The 17,849-nt window shown below is 32.6% G+C and carries 16 protein-coding genes; 8 read left to right on the forward strand and 8 right to left on the reverse strand.

Annotation, left to right across the window (positions count from 1 at the left end; translation table 11 throughout):
- Positions 1-246 precede the first annotated feature (246 nt).
- Positions 247-1,863: a phosphoenolpyruvate carboxykinase (ATP) gene (pckA, locus tag Q0772_RS02680; RefSeq protein ID WP_298339986.1), complete on the reverse strand. Its 1,617-nt coding sequence runs from the start codon at positions 1,861-1,863 to the stop codon at positions 247-249.
- Positions 1,864-1,923: 60 nt separating this feature from the next.
- On the reverse strand, positions 1,924-2,322 hold the full coding sequence (locus Q0772_RS02685) for a DUF423 domain-containing protein (protein WP_298339989.1): 399 nt from the start codon (positions 2,320-2,322) through the stop codon (positions 1,924-1,926).
- 110 nt (positions 2,323-2,432) lie between these two features.
- Between Q0772_RS02685 and Q0772_RS02690 the strand changes: the two genes are divergently transcribed.
- Positions 2,433-3,797, forward strand: a complete 1,365-nt coding sequence (locus Q0772_RS02690; RefSeq protein WP_298339991.1) for a saccharopine dehydrogenase C-terminal domain-containing protein — start codon at positions 2,433-2,435, stop codon at positions 3,795-3,797.
- A gap of 221 nt (positions 3,798-4,018) precedes the next feature.
- Positions 4,019-4,489, forward strand: a complete 471-nt coding sequence (locus Q0772_RS02695) for an Lrp/AsnC ligand binding domain-containing protein (RefSeq protein ID WP_298339994.1) — start codon at positions 4,019-4,021, stop codon at positions 4,487-4,489.
- A gap of 75 nt (positions 4,490-4,564) precedes the next feature.
- Here the strand turns inward: Q0772_RS02695 and Q0772_RS02700 are convergent, their stop codons facing one another.
- On the reverse strand, positions 4,565-6,109 hold the full coding sequence (locus Q0772_RS02700; RefSeq protein WP_298339997.1) for a glycine--tRNA ligase: 1,545 nt from the start codon (positions 6,107-6,109) through the stop codon (positions 4,565-4,567).
- 195 nt (positions 6,110-6,304) lie between these two features.
- On the opposite strand from Q0772_RS02700, the gene Q0772_RS02705 reads away from it, so the two are divergent.
- The 3 genes from Q0772_RS02705 to Q0772_RS02715 all read left to right on the forward strand — a co-directional run bounded on the left by Q0772_RS02705 (position 6,305) and on the right by Q0772_RS02715 (position 11,186).
- On the forward strand, positions 6,305-8,845 hold the full coding sequence (locus Q0772_RS02705; protein WP_298339999.1) for a PQQ-dependent sugar dehydrogenase: 2,541 nt from the start codon (positions 6,305-6,307) through the stop codon (positions 8,843-8,845).
- Complete coding sequence (locus tag Q0772_RS02710) at positions 8,842-9,519, forward strand: phosphoribosyltransferase family protein (RefSeq protein WP_298340002.1); 678 nt, start codon at positions 8,842-8,844, stop codon at positions 9,517-9,519. Before Q0772_RS02705 ends, Q0772_RS02710 begins: the two co-directional genes overlap by 4 nt.
- Before the next feature lie 62 nt (positions 9,520-9,581).
- Positions 9,582-11,186 (forward strand): Ig-like domain-containing protein, encoded by a 1,605-nt coding sequence (locus Q0772_RS02715; RefSeq protein ID WP_298340005.1) that lies wholly within the window; start codon positions 9,582-9,584, stop codon positions 11,184-11,186.
- Here the strand turns inward: Q0772_RS02715 and Q0772_RS02720 are convergent.
- The 5 genes from Q0772_RS02720 to Q0772_RS02740 form a co-directional block, all read right to left on the reverse strand.
- Positions 11,179-11,958 (reverse strand): amidohydrolase, encoded by a 780-nt coding sequence (locus Q0772_RS02720; RefSeq protein ID WP_298340008.1) that lies wholly within the window; start codon positions 11,956-11,958, stop codon positions 11,179-11,181. The genes Q0772_RS02715 and Q0772_RS02720 overlap by 8 nt on opposite strands.
- Before the next feature lie 105 nt (positions 11,959-12,063).
- A complete protein-coding gene (locus tag Q0772_RS02725; RefSeq protein ID WP_298340011.1) occupies positions 12,064-12,561 on the reverse strand; it encodes a hypothetical protein in 498 nt (165 codons plus the stop codon).
- A 52-nt stretch (positions 12,562-12,613) separates the two neighbouring features.
- On the reverse strand, positions 12,614-13,756 hold the full coding sequence (locus tag Q0772_RS02730; RefSeq protein ID WP_298340013.1) for a methionine aminotransferase: 1,143 nt from the start codon (positions 13,754-13,756) through the stop codon (positions 12,614-12,616).
- Positions 13,757-13,787: 31 nt separating this feature from the next.
- Positions 13,788-14,477, reverse strand: coding sequence for a LytTR family DNA-binding domain-containing protein (locus Q0772_RS02735; protein ID WP_298340016.1), 690 nt, complete (start codon positions 14,475-14,477; stop codon positions 13,788-13,790).
- Positions 14,474-15,445, reverse strand: coding sequence for a histidine kinase (locus Q0772_RS02740; RefSeq protein ID WP_298340018.1), 972 nt, complete (start codon positions 15,443-15,445; stop codon positions 14,474-14,476). The genes Q0772_RS02735 and Q0772_RS02740 overlap by 4 nt, the downstream gene beginning before the upstream one ends.
- 196 nt (positions 15,446-15,641) lie before the next feature.
- On the opposite strand from Q0772_RS02740, the gene Q0772_RS02745 reads away from it, so the two are divergent.
- Genes Q0772_RS02745 through Q0772_RS02755 form a run of 3 tightly spaced genes read left to right on the forward strand, consistent with a single transcriptional unit; the run spans position 15,642 to position 17,846 of the window.
- A complete protein-coding gene (locus Q0772_RS02745) occupies positions 15,642-16,544 on the forward strand; it encodes a thioredoxin domain-containing protein (RefSeq protein ID WP_298340020.1) in 903 nt (300 codons plus the stop codon).
- The gene (locus Q0772_RS02750; RefSeq protein WP_298340023.1) at positions 16,531-17,034 is read left to right on the forward strand and encodes a hypothetical protein; all 504 of its coding nucleotides are present in this window, start codon (positions 16,531-16,533) and stop codon (positions 17,032-17,034) included. The genes Q0772_RS02745 and Q0772_RS02750 overlap by 14 nt, the downstream gene beginning before the upstream one ends.
- Positions 17,031-17,846 (forward strand): tetratricopeptide repeat protein, encoded by an 816-nt coding sequence (locus Q0772_RS02755; RefSeq protein WP_298340026.1) that lies wholly within the window; start codon positions 17,031-17,033, stop codon positions 17,844-17,846. Before Q0772_RS02750 ends, Q0772_RS02755 begins: the two co-directional genes overlap by 4 nt.
- The last annotated feature ends 3 nt before the right edge of the window (positions 17,847-17,849 follow it).

The raw sequence follows: 17,849 nt of genomic DNA on the forward strand, positions 1-17,849 counted from the left end.
AAGTTTAATAAATTAATTGTTTTATGCTATTAAACTTTTTTAAGAGAGAGATTTTGCTATGAAGTAAATCTAATAAATATATTGCAAATTCCTACTTATAGTATGTGAAAAATCATATTTTTATATAGGAAAAAGTGTATTTATAATATAAAAGCCCCGTGTAAAAAGCTTCATAGAAGACACATCTTTGTTTTAAAATTCAATTTATGAGATTCCCGGTTTTGCAGAAATGACAAATACTACAAATTAAAACGCATAACGCTGCGGACCACCACGCCTAATCTCTTCAGTACAATGCATTTCAAACTTTTTAAAATTTTCCCTAAACGCATTGGTTAATTTAAAAGCCATTTTATAATAAGCTTCATCATCATTCCAAGTGGCTCTCGGACTTAATACACTTGTTGGCACGCCAGGACAAGTTCTTGGTTGCGCTACACCAAACACAGAATGAATATGGTAATCATCATAATTATACAACCCCAGTTTGCCTTCCAGAACCGCATTTATCATAGCTCGTGTGTATTTTAATTTCATTCGCGTTCCTACTCCATAAGGGCCTCCTGTCCAACCTGTATTTACCAACCATACATTCACACCAGCATCTATCATTTTTTTACTTAGCATTTCAGCATATTTAGCAGGATGCAATGGCATAAATGGCGCTCCAAAACATGCTGAAAACGAAGGTTGTGGTTCTTTAACGCCTGCTTCAGTTCCAGCAACTTTAGCGGTATAACCCGATATAAAATGATACGCTGCTTGACTTGGCGTTAGTTTTGATATTGGAGGAATAACCCCAAAAGCATCAGCAGTTAAAAAGAAAATATTTTTTGGGTTTTTGCCAATTGATGGCACTTTTATATTTTCAATATGATTAATTGGGTAACTAACTCTAGTATTTTGAGTAATGGAAGTATCTTGAAAATCAACCTCTGCTTGATTATTCAAAATAACATTTTCTAAAATCGCGCCTTTTTTTATCGCATCATAGATTTCAGGTTCATTTTCTCTAGATAAATTAATCACTTTTGCATAACAGCCACCTTCAAAATTAAATACGCTGTTTTCGTTTGTCCAACCATGTTCATCATCACCAATTAAACTTCTATTTGGATCAGTAGATAAAGTTGTTTTACCTGTCCCAGACAACCCGAAAAAAATTGCAGTATCCTCATCTTTTCCAACATTAGCACTACAATGCATAGGCAATGTATTTTTAAATACAGGAAGTATAAAATTTAATGCAGAAAAAATACCTTTTTTTATTTCTCCCGTATAACCTGTACCACCAATTAAAGCAATTTTTCTTGAAAAATTAAGAATCGCAAAATTGTGCTGGCGCGTTCCATCTATTTTAGCATCAGCCATAAAACCCGGAGCATTAACTATAGTCCACTCAGGATTAAAATTTTCCAATTCAGTTTCATCGGGACGCAAAAACATATTATATGCAAACTGATTACTCCAAGGATACTCGTTAATAACACGAATACTCAATTTATAATTTTTATCTGCGCAAGCGTAACTATCTCTAACAAACAGTTCTTTTTCGGATAAATAATCTACAACCTTTGCGTACAACTCATCAAATTTTTTGGGTCCAAAAGGAATATTAATATCACCCCACCAAATACGGTCTTTGGTTATATCATCTTTAACAATAAATCTATCCTTTGGAGAGCGCCCAGTAAACTCCCCTGTATTAACGGCTAAAGCACCAGAAGATGCTTCTACCCCAAACCCTTTTTCAATTGATGTAGCATGAAGTTCATCAGGAGATAATTGGTACTTTACTTTTGCATTTTTTATACCATATTGCTCTAACGATATCGTTTTCGTTACCTGATCATAATTTCCCATAAATTCACATAAAATTATTTATTCAACAAAATTAAAACAATTATTTTAAGTATATATCAATTATGTTGCCTTTTTAGACGAAATATTTATGAAATCAACAAACATAAAACCCCACGCCAAAATCAACAATAAACCCCCAATTGGTGTAATAAAACCAATAGACTTAAAGTTAAGTGAGGTTAACTCGTTGGTTGCTAACCCATAAATAGATCCTGAAAAAAACAAGACCCCAATAACCACTAAATAATAAATTGTTTTTTTAGTTTTAAGCTTTACTAAAGAGGTACTACCAAGAAATAACAACAATAACGCATGATACATTTGATATCTAACTCCCGTCTCAAAAGTTTGTTGAAACTCAATTGAGATAAGTTCTTTTAAAGCATGAGCACCAAAAGCACCAAAAATAATACTCAAAGCACCTAATACAGTGCCAGTAATTAATATCGTTCTATTCATTTTTATAAATTATTCGCAATAAATACATTTAATATTTATTAATTTCGTAAAATTGAAAGCTTTTTAAGCTATTCACTAATTAAAAACAAAGTTACTTAACAAAAGGTTCTATGCGAAAGATTTTAGTTATTGGTTCTGGTAAATCTACATCATATTTATTAAAATATCTGTTAGATAAATCTTTTGAAGAACAATTATTCATTACTGTTGGAGATTTATATATTAAACAGGCAAAAAAACTAATTGCTAACCATAAAAATGCAGAAGCCATAACGCTAGATGTATTTGATGAAATATCAAGAACTAACGCTATAAAAGAAGCAGATATTGTAGTTTCTATGCTACCAGCACGTTTCCATATTGAAGTTGCAAAAGATTGCGTTACCTATAAAAAAAATATGGTTACAGCATCTTATGTTAGTGAAGATATGCAAGCTCTAGATGAGCAAGCCAAAACCAACAACATCATCCTACTAAACGAAATTGGTGTAGATCCTGGAGTAGACCACATGAGTGCTATGCAAGCACTAGACCGTATTAGAGACAAAGGCGGCAAAATAATATTGTTTGAGTCTTTTACCGGTGGGTTAATTGCTCCAGAAAGCGATGATAATTTATGGAACTATAAATTCACCTGGAATCCCAGAAATGTGGTAACTGCAGGACAAGGCGGTGCCGCTAAATTTCTACAAGAGGGCACTTACAAGTACATTCCCTATAACCGATTATTTAGGCGCACCGAGTTTTTAGAAATTGATGATTTTGGACGTTTTGAAGTCTATGCCAATAGAGATTCTTTAAAATACCAAAACGCTTATGGTTTAGAAAACATTAAAACTCTATACCGCGGCACTATGCGTCGCGTTGGCTTTAGTCGCGCATGGAATATTTTTGTAATTCTGGGTATGACAGATGATAGTTATACCATAAACGACAGTGAAAACATGAGCTACCGCGATTTCACAAATTCGTTTTTACCCTATAGCCCCACAGACTCTGTCGAGTTAAAGCTTCGCCATGAATTAAAAATCGATCAAGACGATATCGTTTGGGACAAACTCGTGGAACTTGATATTTTTAACCCAAACAAACCTGTAGAACTCAAAAAGGCAACACCTGCTCAAATTCTTCAAAAAATACTAATGGATAGCTGGACCCTTTCAGATAAAGATAAAGACATGATTGTTATGTACCACAAATTTGGCTATGTTATAAACGACAAAAAACATCAAATAGACACCAGTATGGTTGTTCTAGGCGAAGACCAAACTTACACCGCCATGGCTAAAACCGTTGGCTTACCCGTTGCCATGGGCACACTCGCTATATTAAATGGCAAAATCACCACACCAGGAGTTCAAATTCCAATTACCAAGGAAATTTACCAGCCCATTTTAAAAGAGCTAGAAACTTTTGGTATCACATTTCATGAAAAAGAAGTCCCTTATCTAGGTTATAACCCTTTAAATAATTAATTTTTGGGCGTTACCACAAGGGTCGGGCTTTCCACTATATCTTTTCTGCGAAGCAGTCCCGAACTAGTTTCGGGATCTCATGATTTAAGCCTATTTATTTTTTTTAATTAACATCAGTAATTCCAACGCTCCGCAAAAAAGGATGCCGTTTCAATCCCTAACGTATTTTATAGTTTCAATTTAAAATCAAATATTTACATTTATGTTTTAAATTAAAACTCATGAAACAAAAAAACAAAACCATCACCATTGATGGTATCGATAAAAAAATATTACGAGCCCTAACCAATGATGCCAGAACCCCTATTTTAGAAATTGCCAGAAGTATAGGTATTTCTGGCGCAGCGATTCATCAACGCTTACGAAAATTAGAAAAATCTAAACTCATTTCAGGTTCAAAATTCATTATAAATCATGAAGCTCTAGGCTTTACAACATTGGCCTTTGTTGGTATCTATCTTGATAAAGCAGCAAACACAGATGAGGTGGTTAGAGCCTTAAAGCGTATTCCAGAAGTTTTAGAATGCCACTATACCACAGGCAATTACAGCCTGTTTATAAAACTATTAAGTAAAGATAATTCACATTTAATGCGGTTACTCCACGAAAAAATTCAAACCATTACTGGAGTACAACGCACAGAATCACTTATTTCATTAGACCAACAAATTGATAGACAAGTACATATATAAAACATAAAATCCAAGAGTTGCTTGGATTTTATGTTTTATCTGAAATTACTACTTCCTTAATTTCATAGGTAATTCTTATTTCATCTTCATTAACCAATTACGCACATCAATATCCTTTTTAATAATCATGCGTAAATCTTCAATTTTAACACGTTGCTGTTCCATAGAATCTCTATGGCGAATAGTAACTGTATTGTCTTCTTTAGTATCATGATCTACAGTAATACAAAATGGTGTTCCGTTAGCATCTTGTCTTCTGTAACGTCTTCCAACCGCATCTTTCTCATCATAAATTACATTAAAATCCCATTTTAACGACTCCACTATTTCTTTTGCAATTTCTGGCAAACCATCTTTTTTAACCAATGGTAAAATTGCTGCTTTAGTAGGCGCTAAAACGCTTGGTAATTTTAAAACAGTACGTGATTTTCCGTCTCCTAAATCTTCTTCTTGTAAAGCGTTAGAGAAAACCGCAAGAAACATTCTATCTAAACCAATAGAAGTTTCCAATACATATGGTGTGTAACTCGCATTATCCTCATGATCAAAATATTGCAATTTCTTCCCAGAGTACTCCTCATGTGCTTTTAAATCAAAATCCGTTCTTGAATGGATACCCTCTAGTTCTTTAAACCCAAATGGGAATTTAAATTCAATATCTGCAGCGGCATCAGCATAATGTGCTAATTTCTCGTGGTCATGAAAACGGTAGTTCTCTTTCCCCATTCCTAAAGATAAATGCCATTTCATCCTAGTCTTTTTCCAATGCTCATACCATTCTCCTTGGGTGCCTGGTTTTATAAAAAACTGCATTTCCATTTGCTCAAACTCACGCATTCTAAATATAAACTGTCTTGCAACAATTTCATTCCTAAATGCCTTACCAGTTTGTGCTATACCAAAAGGGATTTTTTGTCTACTTGTTTTCTGTACATTCAAAAAGTTAACAAAAATACCTTGAGCTGTTTCTGGACGTAAATATAAATCCATAGCTGTATCAGCCGAAGCTCCAAGCTTAGTTCCAAACATTAAATTAAATTGCTTAACGTCTGTCCAGTTTTTACTACCCGTTAAAGGATCAGCAATTTCTAATTCTTCAATTAAAGCTTTTACATCAGCTAAATCTTCATTTTCTAAAGATTTAGCCATTCTTGATAGTATTATGTTTATCTTTTCTTGATAACCTAAAACACGTCCGTTGGTAGTAATAAACTCTTCTTTATTAAAAGCTTCTCCAAAACGTTTTGCAGCCTTTTTTACTTCTTTATCAATTTTAGTCTCAATTTTAGCACAATAATCCTCAATTAAAACATCAGCTCTGTAACGCTTTTTAGAATCTTTATTATCTATTAATGGGTCGTTAAATGCATCAACGTGCCCTGAAGCTTTCCAAGTAGTTGGATGCATAAAAATAGCTGCGTCAATCCCTACTATATTTTCATTCATTTGCACCATGGCCTTCCACCAATAGTCGCGAATGTTTTTCTTTAACTCAGCCCCGTTTTGTGCATAATCATAAACTGCACTTAAACCATCATAAATTTCGCTACTTTGAAATACATATCCATACTCCTTTGCATGCGAAATTACCTTCTTAAATTGATCATCTTGATTTGCCATAGGTGCAAAAATAAAAAACCCTCTCAAACTAAATAGTATTCTTTAAAAAAAATATAATACCGTAAATTCAGTACATATAACAGTACGAATAATTGAACTCTAAACAAGACAATACTTCTAATTTCATCATTATTAAACTAAAACTCATATTTTTTGTATTTTTGCAAAACTCAAACGCTATGAAAAATTTAAACCATGAAAACATTCTCCCTACACCTTGTGGTGCTTATACTTTGTGTTTGTACGACAAATTATGCTCAAATTACGTATGAACCTGCTTTTCCTAACATTAATTTTCAATTCCCTGTAGAAATTCAAAATGCTAACGATAACTCAGACAGATTTTTTGTTTTAGAGCAACCGGGAAGGATAAAAGTGTTTCCTAATCAAAGTGATGTTACTACTACATCATTGGGCACTTTCCTTGATATTACGGACCGAGTTCGTTTCATTAGTGGACAAGAAATAGGATTACTGGGTTTAGCTTTTCATCCTCAATATATAACTAATGGCTTTTTCTATGTCTACTACATCGCAGATAGTCCAGTTACTGGAATTTCTGAAAGAATAGTTTTATCTAGATTTTCTAGAAGTAGCTCAGATTCCAACTTAGCGGATGCAGCAAGTGAATTGGTTATTTTTCAATTTGATAAAAACCAAGACAATAGTAACCATAACGGCGGTAAAATAGCTTTTGGACCTGATGGATATCTTTACATTTCTGTCGGTGACGGTGGCGGTGGAAATGACCCCCAAGGGAATGCGCAAAACACCAATAATATTTTTGGCAGTATATTAAGAATTGATGTAGACTTGGATTCAAGTAATCCTGTAGAAACAAATCCAGTTTTACCTGATGGGAACTATGAAATTCCTAGTGACAATCCATTTCTAGGAGCTAGTGGTTTAGATGAAATTTATGCTTATGGTATTAGAAATACATGGAAAATGTCTTTCGATGAAGTTACAGGTAGATTGTGGGGCGGTGATGTAGGACAGAATGCTTTTGAAGAAATTAATATTTATGAAAATGGTAAAAACTACGGATGGAGTCGTTTTGAAGCCAACACTATTGCAAATAGTGGAGTTACCATAACAGGACCAACAGAATCTCCAGTATTTTTCGCTAACCACAATCAAGGAGACCAATCCATTACGGGTGGTTATGTATATAGAGGGTCTGAAATTACTAGTCTAAGTCCAGATATTAATTCTAAGTATATCTACGGAGATTACATTAGCGGAAGGGTTTGGTCTTTAGATTATAATGCTTCTACTGGAAACTCAAATAGAACAGAACTGTTCAAAACCTCAGGCGAATTTATATCTTCTTTTGGAGTTGATGAAAGTGGTGAATTATATTTTAGTGATTATGGCACTAATGCGCAACTTTACAAATTAATAGACGGTACTTCTCCACCTTCTGGAACCCCAGTAGATGGAATTGGAGAATGGGCAAGTTTAAATGAAGGTATTAGTAACGGAATTATAAATACAATAGTTACTGCTCCAAATGGAAATATATATCACGGCGGAAGCTTTAATACTGCTGGTAATGTAACCGCTAATAATATTGCCATGTGGAACGAAACTTTGGGTTGGCAGGCACTAGGCAGTGGATCTAATGGAACAATAAGCAGCTTATCAATCGCGCCAAATGGCGATGTATTTGCAGGAGGTTCTTTTACTGAAATTGGAGGCATAAGTGCTCAAAACATTGCTAAATGGGATGGAACTTCCTGGTCTGCTTTAGGCACAGGAGTTGATGGTAGTGTTGCTGCTCTTGCATTACGGCCTAACGGAAATTTATACGCCGGAGGTGTTTTTGAAACCGCTAATGGAAGTACTGTTAGAAATATAGCGGAATGGAATGGTAGTCAATGGAATGCGCTTACTGATGCTACCACTACTATTGCTGGAACAAATAATGAAATTAGATCTTTAGCGTTAGATAATGACGGAACATTATATGTGGGTGGGAATTTTGATGAAGCAGGTAATATAACTGCCAATAGAATTGCTACTTGGAATGGTATTAATTGGGGAACACTTGGCACGGGCACAAGTGGATTCGTTCAAGCGATAGCCGTAACACCAACAGATGTATATATTGGTGGAAACTTTGCTATTGCTGGCGGGCAAACTGTAAATCGTGTTGCTCAATGGAACAAAAGCACATTGTCTTGGTCTCCTTTAGATAACGGCGTAAATAATATTATAAACACCTTAATTCATGATGGCACTTACTTGTATGCAGGAGGTGCTTTTGATTTAGCAAATATTGATACAAACAATAGTAATATTGTTAACAATATTGCACGTTGGAGTACAACGGAAGGCTGGGAAGCTTTAGGGACTAATACTAGTGTTGGAGTTAATATAAAAATCAACACATTACAATTTGCAACAGATACTGATGGAACAGACAAACTATTTGCTGGTGGAAATTTTTCTACTGCAGGAGCAACCAACGCTAATAATACAGCTAGATGGGTATCTGAAAACCTTTTAAGTATTACTTCAACTAAAGACAAGTCAATTTTCGCTTATCCTAACCCAACTAGCGGAAAGATATTTTTATCTGAAGAAAAGGCTTGGAAATTTTTAGATCTCACTGGTAAGGTTATTAATGAAGGTTTAAGCAAAACGTTGAATATTTCAAAATACGCAGAAGGTCTTTACTTTTTGAAATTTGAAAATGGCAAAGTACTAAAAATTATAAAAAAATCTAATTGATAAAAAATCTAGTAAATTTATTCTTCCCGAAAGTATGTTATGCTTGCCATAACCAACTAAGCGATAATGAAGAATCTATTTGTTTAGATTGCCGCCATGATTTACCAGTAACTAATTTTCATTTTGATAATAACGAAAGTGTAAACAAAGTGCTATACGGTAGAGCAAAAATTGAAAACGGCACTGCTTTATTTAGATTTGAAAAAAAAGGTAACGTTCAGCGACTCATCCATAACCTTAAGTACAAAGGTCATGAACATATTGGTTTTGTTTTAGGAAATTGGTTAGGTGGAGAATTAAAATCTATTAAAGCCTATCAAAATATTGATGCCGTTATTCCTGTTCCACTTCATAAAAACAAATTAAAAAAAAGAGGTTATAATCAGGTGACAAAATTTGGACAACAAATAGCCGAAGCTTTAAACGCCAAATATCTAGACAATGTATTGATTAAAATTTCAAACACTAAATCTCAAACTAATAAAAGGAGATTTGCAAGATGGAATAGTGGGGATGAGCTTTTTGCATTAAAAAATATTTCAGAAATTGAAAATAAGCATATTCTAGTTGTGGATGACATTATAACAACTGGAGCGACACTAGAAGCTTGTATATCTGTTTTAAATGCAACAGAGCATATAAAAATAAGTGTTGCAACAATGGCAATAGCTTAAGTAAATAACCGTTATATTTTTTAGCATAATTCATGTACTTTTGCTAAAATTTAAAATTGTTGATGAACAAGACCCTTTCAAATTTTATTTTCACTTTAATCATTGGATTCTTTTTTATAAACTGTGCAAATCGTGGAACGCCTGACGGAGGGCCTAAAGATGAAACACCTCCAAGCATTATTAAATCAGAACCAGAAAATTATTCTACAAACTTCAAAAGCAATGAAATTCGAGTTTATTTTGATGAATATATAAAAATTAAAGACCTACAAAAGCAGCTTATTATTTCACCTCCTATGAAAACACAGCCTGATGTTACACCATTGGGTAATGCCAGCAAATACATAACTATTAAAATTTACGACACCCTCCAACCTAATACCACTTATGCATTTAATTTTGGTAATAGTATAACAGATAATAATGAAGGCAACCCATATCCTTATTATCGATATGTATTTTCAACAGGAGATCATATTGATTCTCTATCTGTAAACGGAAATATTGTTGACGCTTTAAAAAGAGAACCCGAAACCTTTGTAAATGTGGCTTTATACGAAGTTGATTCTACATTCACTGACTCTATAATCTATAAAGAAACTCCTAAATACATTACCAATACACTGGATAGCGTTACAACATTTTCTATTGAAAATTTAAAATCAGGCAAGTATTTGCTTATGGCTCTTAAAGATGGTAATGGCGATAACAAATTTCAGCAAAAAACAGATCAAATAGCTTTTCATAAAAGTTTTATTGAAGTACCAACAGACTCTTCGTATACATTAAGACTTTTCAATGAAGATATAGATTTTAAAGGCACAAGACCTCGTTTAATTTCTGGCGAAAAAATTGCTTTTGGCTACGAAGGCGATTACAAAGGCATGAAAATCGATATCATTTCTGAAACCCCTTCAGAATTTGAATATCGCGTTACAAAAGACCCTAAAACAGATACTTTAAATTATTGGTACAAACCGAGGTTAGAAGTAGACTCTTTGGTTTTTAAAGTGTCTAAAAAAGAATTTGAAAAAGAATTTACAGCTAGAATCAGCGAACAAAAACGAGATACTTTAATAATTAGTACCTACCCTTCTGGAAATATTGGTTATGACGAAGATTTTAAAATTTCTGGAACAACGCCTTTATTAAATTTTGATGATTCTAAAATATCTATGATGGATAAGGATTCAATTCAGGTAGAATTCACCACAGATTTTAACACCCTTTTAAACACATATTCTATAAAATTTGACAAATCTGAAGATGATAATTACCGTATTCGAATACTTCCCGAGGCTTTTGAAGATTTCTTTGGAGATAAAAACAAAGACACAATAAACTATGCCATCAAAACACGAAAAGCTTCGGATTACGGATATGTACGTTTCACTTTAATAAATGCCTCATACCCAGTAATTATTCAGCTTACCGATAAAAGTGGCAGCGTCAAACATGAAAAATCCGTAAACAAAACTGGACCTGTTGACTTCCTAAATTTAGATGCAGGCATGTATTCAATCAGAATTATACATGACGTGAACGGAAACAAAAAGTTTGACACAGGAAACTATCTAAAAAATCTTCAACCTGAAAAAGTAAGTCATTTTCAGGAGATTGAAATTCGAGCAGATTGGGGAATTGAAGAAACACTTTCTTTTAATTAATATTAAAAGTGTCCCTATCATCTAAAAACTTAAGTTTATTTCTGTAAGCCTCAATATGACGTTTCTCAAGATTTACAACTTGTACATCTTCTTCATTAGGCTCAAATCCAGTCATAAGATTTCCTAAAACATCATAAACTCCAGAGTGTCCAGAATACTTACTATTTACACCATCAACACCAACCCTATTCACACCAACACAATAACACATATTCTCGATAGCTCTAGCTTTCAATAATGCATCCCAGGCAGAAACTCTGGGCTCTGGCCAATTAGCTACATACAATAAAACATCATAATCTTCGGTATTTCTTGACCAAACAGGAAAACGTAAATCATAACAAATTAAAGGTCTAATTTTCCAACCTTTGTAATGTACTATTACTTTTTCTTTCCCTGAACTGTATACTTTATCCTCACCAACTAAAGTAAAAGTATGCCTTTTATCATAAAATGTTACATGTCCTGAAGGCTCAATAAAAAGTAATCGATTGTAAAAGTTATTCTTTTCTGAAATAACAACACTACCTACAATGGCAGCATTTGCTTTTAAAGCCATCTCTTTCATCCATAAAACGGTATTGCCGCCCATGGTTTCAGCAACAAATTTAGCATTCATTGTGAATCCGGTTGTAAACATTTCTGGAAGCATAATAATATCTATGGCTTCAGAAATACCCTCAATCTTTTTAGTGAAATTTTGACGGTTTTTTGTTGGGCTTTCCCAAGTTAAATCAGACTGAATTAAAGCAATTTTAAGTTCGTTTTGCATTGACACAACAATTTAATTAACGACACTTAAATTAGTATTTTACCTCTCTTTTACCAAAAGAAAAATGTTAATTCCTTATTATATTTATATGAACTAAAATTCTTTTTAAGAACGCTTTAATTTCTTTTTTGCTTTTTCTGAAGCTACTTTATACTTATCAATCTTCTCTAACCATTTTGCTTCATCTTGTGGAGATAGTTTGCCCCTCTTTTTTAACTTTTCGTATTTACTAATAGCAGCCTTGTGCTTTTTAGTAGTTTTATCGAAATTAGACTGTACTTTTTTTCTTTTCTTTAATTCTTTTTCTGCCCTTTTTTGCTTCTTTTCTGCTTTTTTCTGGTCTTTTTCAGCCTTTTCTTGCTCTTTTTCTGCTTTTTCTATACGTTTTTTGGTTGCTTCGGATGCTTCAATTTGAGTCATTTTTTTATCAAAAGCTTGAAGAATATCTTGTTTTTCATCGACAGACAAAGTATCTGTTATATCCACACCAGCTTTAAAAACTCTATCATTTTTTATTTCATAATTAACCCCATTCAAATTAATATCTTGAGCATTTAGCACGTTTCCTAATCCAATAAATAAAAGTAATAACAAAAATCTCATAATTTCTTTTTTAAATTCTATGTTTTAGACACAGGCTTTTAAAAAAAGTTACCTAAATCCTATTTAAGATTTTTGCTGCTTGTTTTAGTGTATCATCTTTTTTTGCAAAACAGAACCGTAAGACTTTATCATCTATATTATTATGATTAAAAACAGATAACGGAATCGAAGCTAAGCCATACTCAACAGTTAGTCTTTTTGCGAAATCCACATCATATTCTTGAGTGATCTCTGAGTAGTCTAGCACTTGAAAATAAGTTCCTTTTGATGGTTTAAATTTAAATTTAGTGTCCTTAATTAAATTTAAAAACAAATCACGCTTTCTCTGGTAAAATGTAGACAATCTCAAATAATGCTCTGGTTCTTGCATATAATCCGCAATACCTTTTTGGGTAGGGTGGTGCACACAAAACACACTAAATTGATGCACTTGTATAAATAGTTTCATAAGTTCTTTAGGGGCGCAACAATAACCAATACGCCAACCTGTATTATGAAAGGTTTTACAAAAAGATGCTACGATAAAACTTCTTGATTTTAAATCTGGAAACAAGCAGGCGCTTTGATGTTTTTCCTCATCGTAAATCATGTGTTCGTATACCTCATCACTTAAAACAATAACATTCGTGTTTTTAGTGATTCGTTCTAACTCTAACATATCTTCTTTTGAAAATACTGTACCACTTGGATTATGAGGCGTATTGACAATAATCATTTTAGTACGATTATTAACCTTTTCTTTTACTAATTCCCAATCTACGTTAAAACCAGGTGCTTCAAGCTGAATAGGGATTACTTTCCCCCCATTAAGCTTTATTCCAGGTTCGTAACTATCGTAAGCAGGTTTAAAAATAATGACTTCATCATCTTTACTAATAAAGGTTGAAAGTATTGTTGAAATAGCCTGAGTTACACCTGCAGTAATTGTAATTTCGGTTTCTGGATGATATGTTGTACCATAAAGTTCATGCATTTTTTTGGCAATAGCCTCTCGTAACTCTAAATTGCCAGCCATTGGTGCGTATTGATTATAACCAGAATTCATTGCTTCACTAACTAAATCTATAAGCTTTTGGTCGCTACCAAAATCTGGAAACCCTTGAGACAAGTTTATAGCGTCGTGTACTTTGGCTAATTTGCTCATTACAGAAAAAATGGTAGTTCCTACCTCGGGTAATTTTGAATCATGTTGCATAGAAGTAAATATAGCAACTTCTAATAAAAGTTTAAATACCTAATTTGGAAAGCAATTCTTGCTTATAAGTCCGCCCAATAGGGATTTTATTGTCTTTAACATAAATAGTATTCCCTGAAATTTTGCTTACAAACGTGGTGTTCACAATAAAAGATTTATGCACTTGAATGAATACGTTTTTAGGTAGTTTTTCATTCCAGTTTTTTAAAGAATCAATATAAGAAAGCTTTTTGTTTCCTGTTACTACCGTGATATAATTACGTTCAGACTCTATGTACAATATATTATTTAATACAATTTTATGGAGGGTTTTATCTACATTTAAAAAGATAGAGTTTTCATTTTCATTCGAAACAGGTTTAGGAATTTCAACCCTATCTTTAGCCTTGTTTATAGCTCTTAAAAATCGATCAAAAGAAAACGGTTTAACTAAATAGTCTACAATAGTAGCCAACTCAAAACTACCAACTGCATATTCTGAGTAAGCTGTGGTCATGATAATTGCAGGTGGGTTTTTAACCGTTTTTATAAAATCCAAACCAGACATATCTGGCAAATTAATATCAAGAAAAACCAAATCAACTGATTCTTGGTTTAAAAACGAATTAGCCTCAATAGCTGCCTGAAACGTTTTGACTAATTCTAGATTTGGTATTTTAGAAATAAAACGCTTCAAAATCTTTTGCGCAGGAATTTCATCTTCTATTATTACACAAGTCATTTTAAATTTAGTTTAAGAGAAACATTAAACGTTTTATCTTTGTTAATATTAAACTCGTAATTGTCCTTATATATGAGTTCCAAACGTTTTTCTAAGTTTTGTAAGCCAATTTTCAAATCATTTGTTGTTAATTTTTCACTGTTATAATCATTTTCACAAACAAAGTTTAAAACGCCAGCTTCAACAACAATATCTACTTTAATTTCACTATTCAAAATACTGTGTTTAAAAGCATTTTCAATAATTGTTATTAAAAGCAAAGGTGCTATTTGATATTGATAAGCGTTTATGGTTTTAGTATAAATAATCTGCTTAACCCCTTCGGTTCTTATTTTCTGAAACTTTATATAGTTATCAATAAAATGAATTTCTTTTTCAAGTGAAATAGTCTTCTCATTACTTTCATACAACACATGCTTCAAATTATCAGAAAGCATTAAAATTAATTCTGGTGTATCGTGAGGTTTTTCAATAGAATAGGAATAAATCGTATTCAAATTATTGAATAATACATGCGGATTGATTTGCGATTTTAAAAACTTTAATTCCATTTCTGCACGTTCCTTTTTTACAGCTTCAACTTCTTCTTGCTCATCTATAAATCGATACAAAACCCACACAAATGAGAAAAAAATAAGCGGCACTAAAGTTTGCCATAAATAATCGCTTAAGCATTTAGGAATACTACAACCACATTGTGCAAAGGCATAACAATATAATTGGGTTGCAAAAAATGAAATACCTGCAAATACAAAAACGTATAATATGTAAAGCTTTTTTCTAACAAAAAAAGGAAGCAAAAAAAAGTGGTTTACATAAACAATGGCTATCAAAAGCGACACATATTGTAAAAACGGATTTTCTTTCCAATAATAATCAGAAAACAAAAACAAAGACACGAATACAAACAACATCCAAAATAAAATATGGACGAGAACTTGAGAGGTATTCTTATTTATAAAAGTCATTTTTTAAAAGTAATCAGAAAAGTCAAAACCATCAAAGAATCTGTACAAATGTAAGTTTTGTAGTTATCAACGTAGAATTTGCAGTTTGCAAACGCTAAACCCTTATACGTATGGCTATTCATGTAGAACATACAAGCTATTAGAAAGTTTCGTTTCTGAAAATTATGTTTGGGAATATCAATTAAAACATCAATTCATGAAACGAGCAATTTTTACACTCTCTATTTTACTTAGCCTACAGTTAGGTTTTTCCCAAACCTTAAATCATATCGAACTTGATAAAAAGGGCAACCAAATGCTTTTAGGAGAAATAAACAAGAGTGGTTTAACGGGAAATTCTTTTAACAGTTGGTTCTCAAAAAATCATGAAGATTATTTAGTAAACAAATCGATTGTAAAGCAGCTAAAAGACTCCTTAAAACGTTATGAAGTCAAGATATTTTTAGGAACATGGTGTGGCGACAGCAAAAAAGAAGTCCCAAGATTTTACAAGGTTTTAGAGGCCGCTAAGTTTCCTAAAAATAAGCTACAAGTTATAGCTGTAAACAGAACAGAAGACGCTTATAAACAAAGCCCAAACCATGAAGAAAAAGGATTAAACATTCATCGTGTTCCTACCTTTATTTTCTACAAAGATGGAAAAGAAATGAATAGAATTGTAGAACATCCCAAAGAAACATTTGAGCGCGATATCTTGAGTATTGTAACGGATAATAAATACAGGTCAAATTATTTGATTGCAAACTACATGGATCATTTACTAAAAACCAAATCGTTAGATAGTCTTAGAATCGATGAATCTAATTTAGTCGCTAGGTTTGCTGAATTCACAAAAGGCAGCAGAGAGTTAAACACGTATGGCTATTCGTTACTTCGCTCTAATCGTATAGAAAAAGCTTTATATGTTTTTGATTTTAACGCAAAAATGTTCCCCTACAGACACAATGTTTATGACAGTTTAGGCGAAGCCTATTTTAAAGCAGATAATCACTCTGAAGCTCTAAAAAACTATTATAAAGTGTTAAGTTTAAAACCTGATGATAAAAATGCAATTGAAATGATTGAAAAAATTAAGTTAAAAACTGATGCTGAAAAATAATTACTATACTTTCTTTATAGTTATCCTTTTTGTTTTTGGATGTCAAAACTCAAAAAAGGTTCAGAAATATTATGAAAATCAAATTGGAGACACGCCTTTTGACAAAACTAAAGACAAGCCTAATTTCAAATTCTGCGATTCTACCAAAGTACTACACAAACGGGCATATATTAGATACTCTGGCGGTGAAAAAGCTTTAGAAGAAGCGCTTATAAAAAAGTATATATTTCAGCCAAACTATAAAACATTTAGTGGTTATTTTATTATCCGTTTTGCCGTGAATTGCAATAATGAAACGGGACGATTTAGAATGGAAATTTTGGATACCAATTTCATGGAAACTAATTGTCCGAAAGATTTACAAAACCATATACTTTCAATAGCAAAATCCTTAAAAAATTGGCATCATCCTTTTTACAAAGGTAAAGATTATGATGGTTACCGATTTATAAATATAAAAATGAAAAACGGTAAAATTGTAAAGTCATGAAAACAACAACTTCTATTATTTTGTTTATGGCAAGTAGTTTTTGTTTCAGTCAAGTAAATTGCTTTATTTTCCTGGAAGGAAGTCCTGAAAGACAAGCTTGCGAACTTTGTGACGAAGCCATAAAGCACCCTCAGGGAAGCAAAGCATCTCAATTATTATTTGATAAAGCTATAGCAGTAGGACCAAAATTTGCCTGGGCTTATTACGAGAAGTCTGTACCTTATTTTAAACGTGGTTTTTTACTTGAAGGTTTAGAAATTCTAAACGAAGCGATACGATTAAAACCTCTGGAGTATCTCTGCTACAGAGCCTATTGGTATTGGCAATATCGAAATTACAAACTCTGCATACAAGATTTAGAAACTTATTATAGTATGCCTAAAGCATTTATTCAATTTACACCAGGAGGTGAAAAAGATATGCGAATTATTTTAGGTTTAGCATATGCTAAAACTGGGAATTATAAAAAAGGGATAGAAACTATTAAAACATGCATAAACAGTTATGATTCTGAAGATGACTTTGGTTTTGCAGATTATCATTCGCTTGCCATATTATATGTTAAAAATAAGCAATATGGTGAAGCCATCGATGCCATACAAAAACAATTACTTATAAATAAAGACATTGCAGATTCTTACTATTACTTGGGGCTTGCTTACTTAGGCATACAGAATAAAACCGAAGCAAGAAAACAATTTGAAAATGCTATTTTAAAACTAAATGATACCAACAGATACTTTAATACCAATGCAGGCTTTATGGTACATGAATCAGATGTGGTGGAAGCTTTGAATAATCTGAAAAATTAAAAT

It is taken from the genome of uncultured Algibacter sp., from assembly GCF_947490405.1.
Classification (GTDB): domain Bacteria; phylum Bacteroidota; class Bacteroidia; order Flavobacteriales; family Flavobacteriaceae; genus Algibacter_B.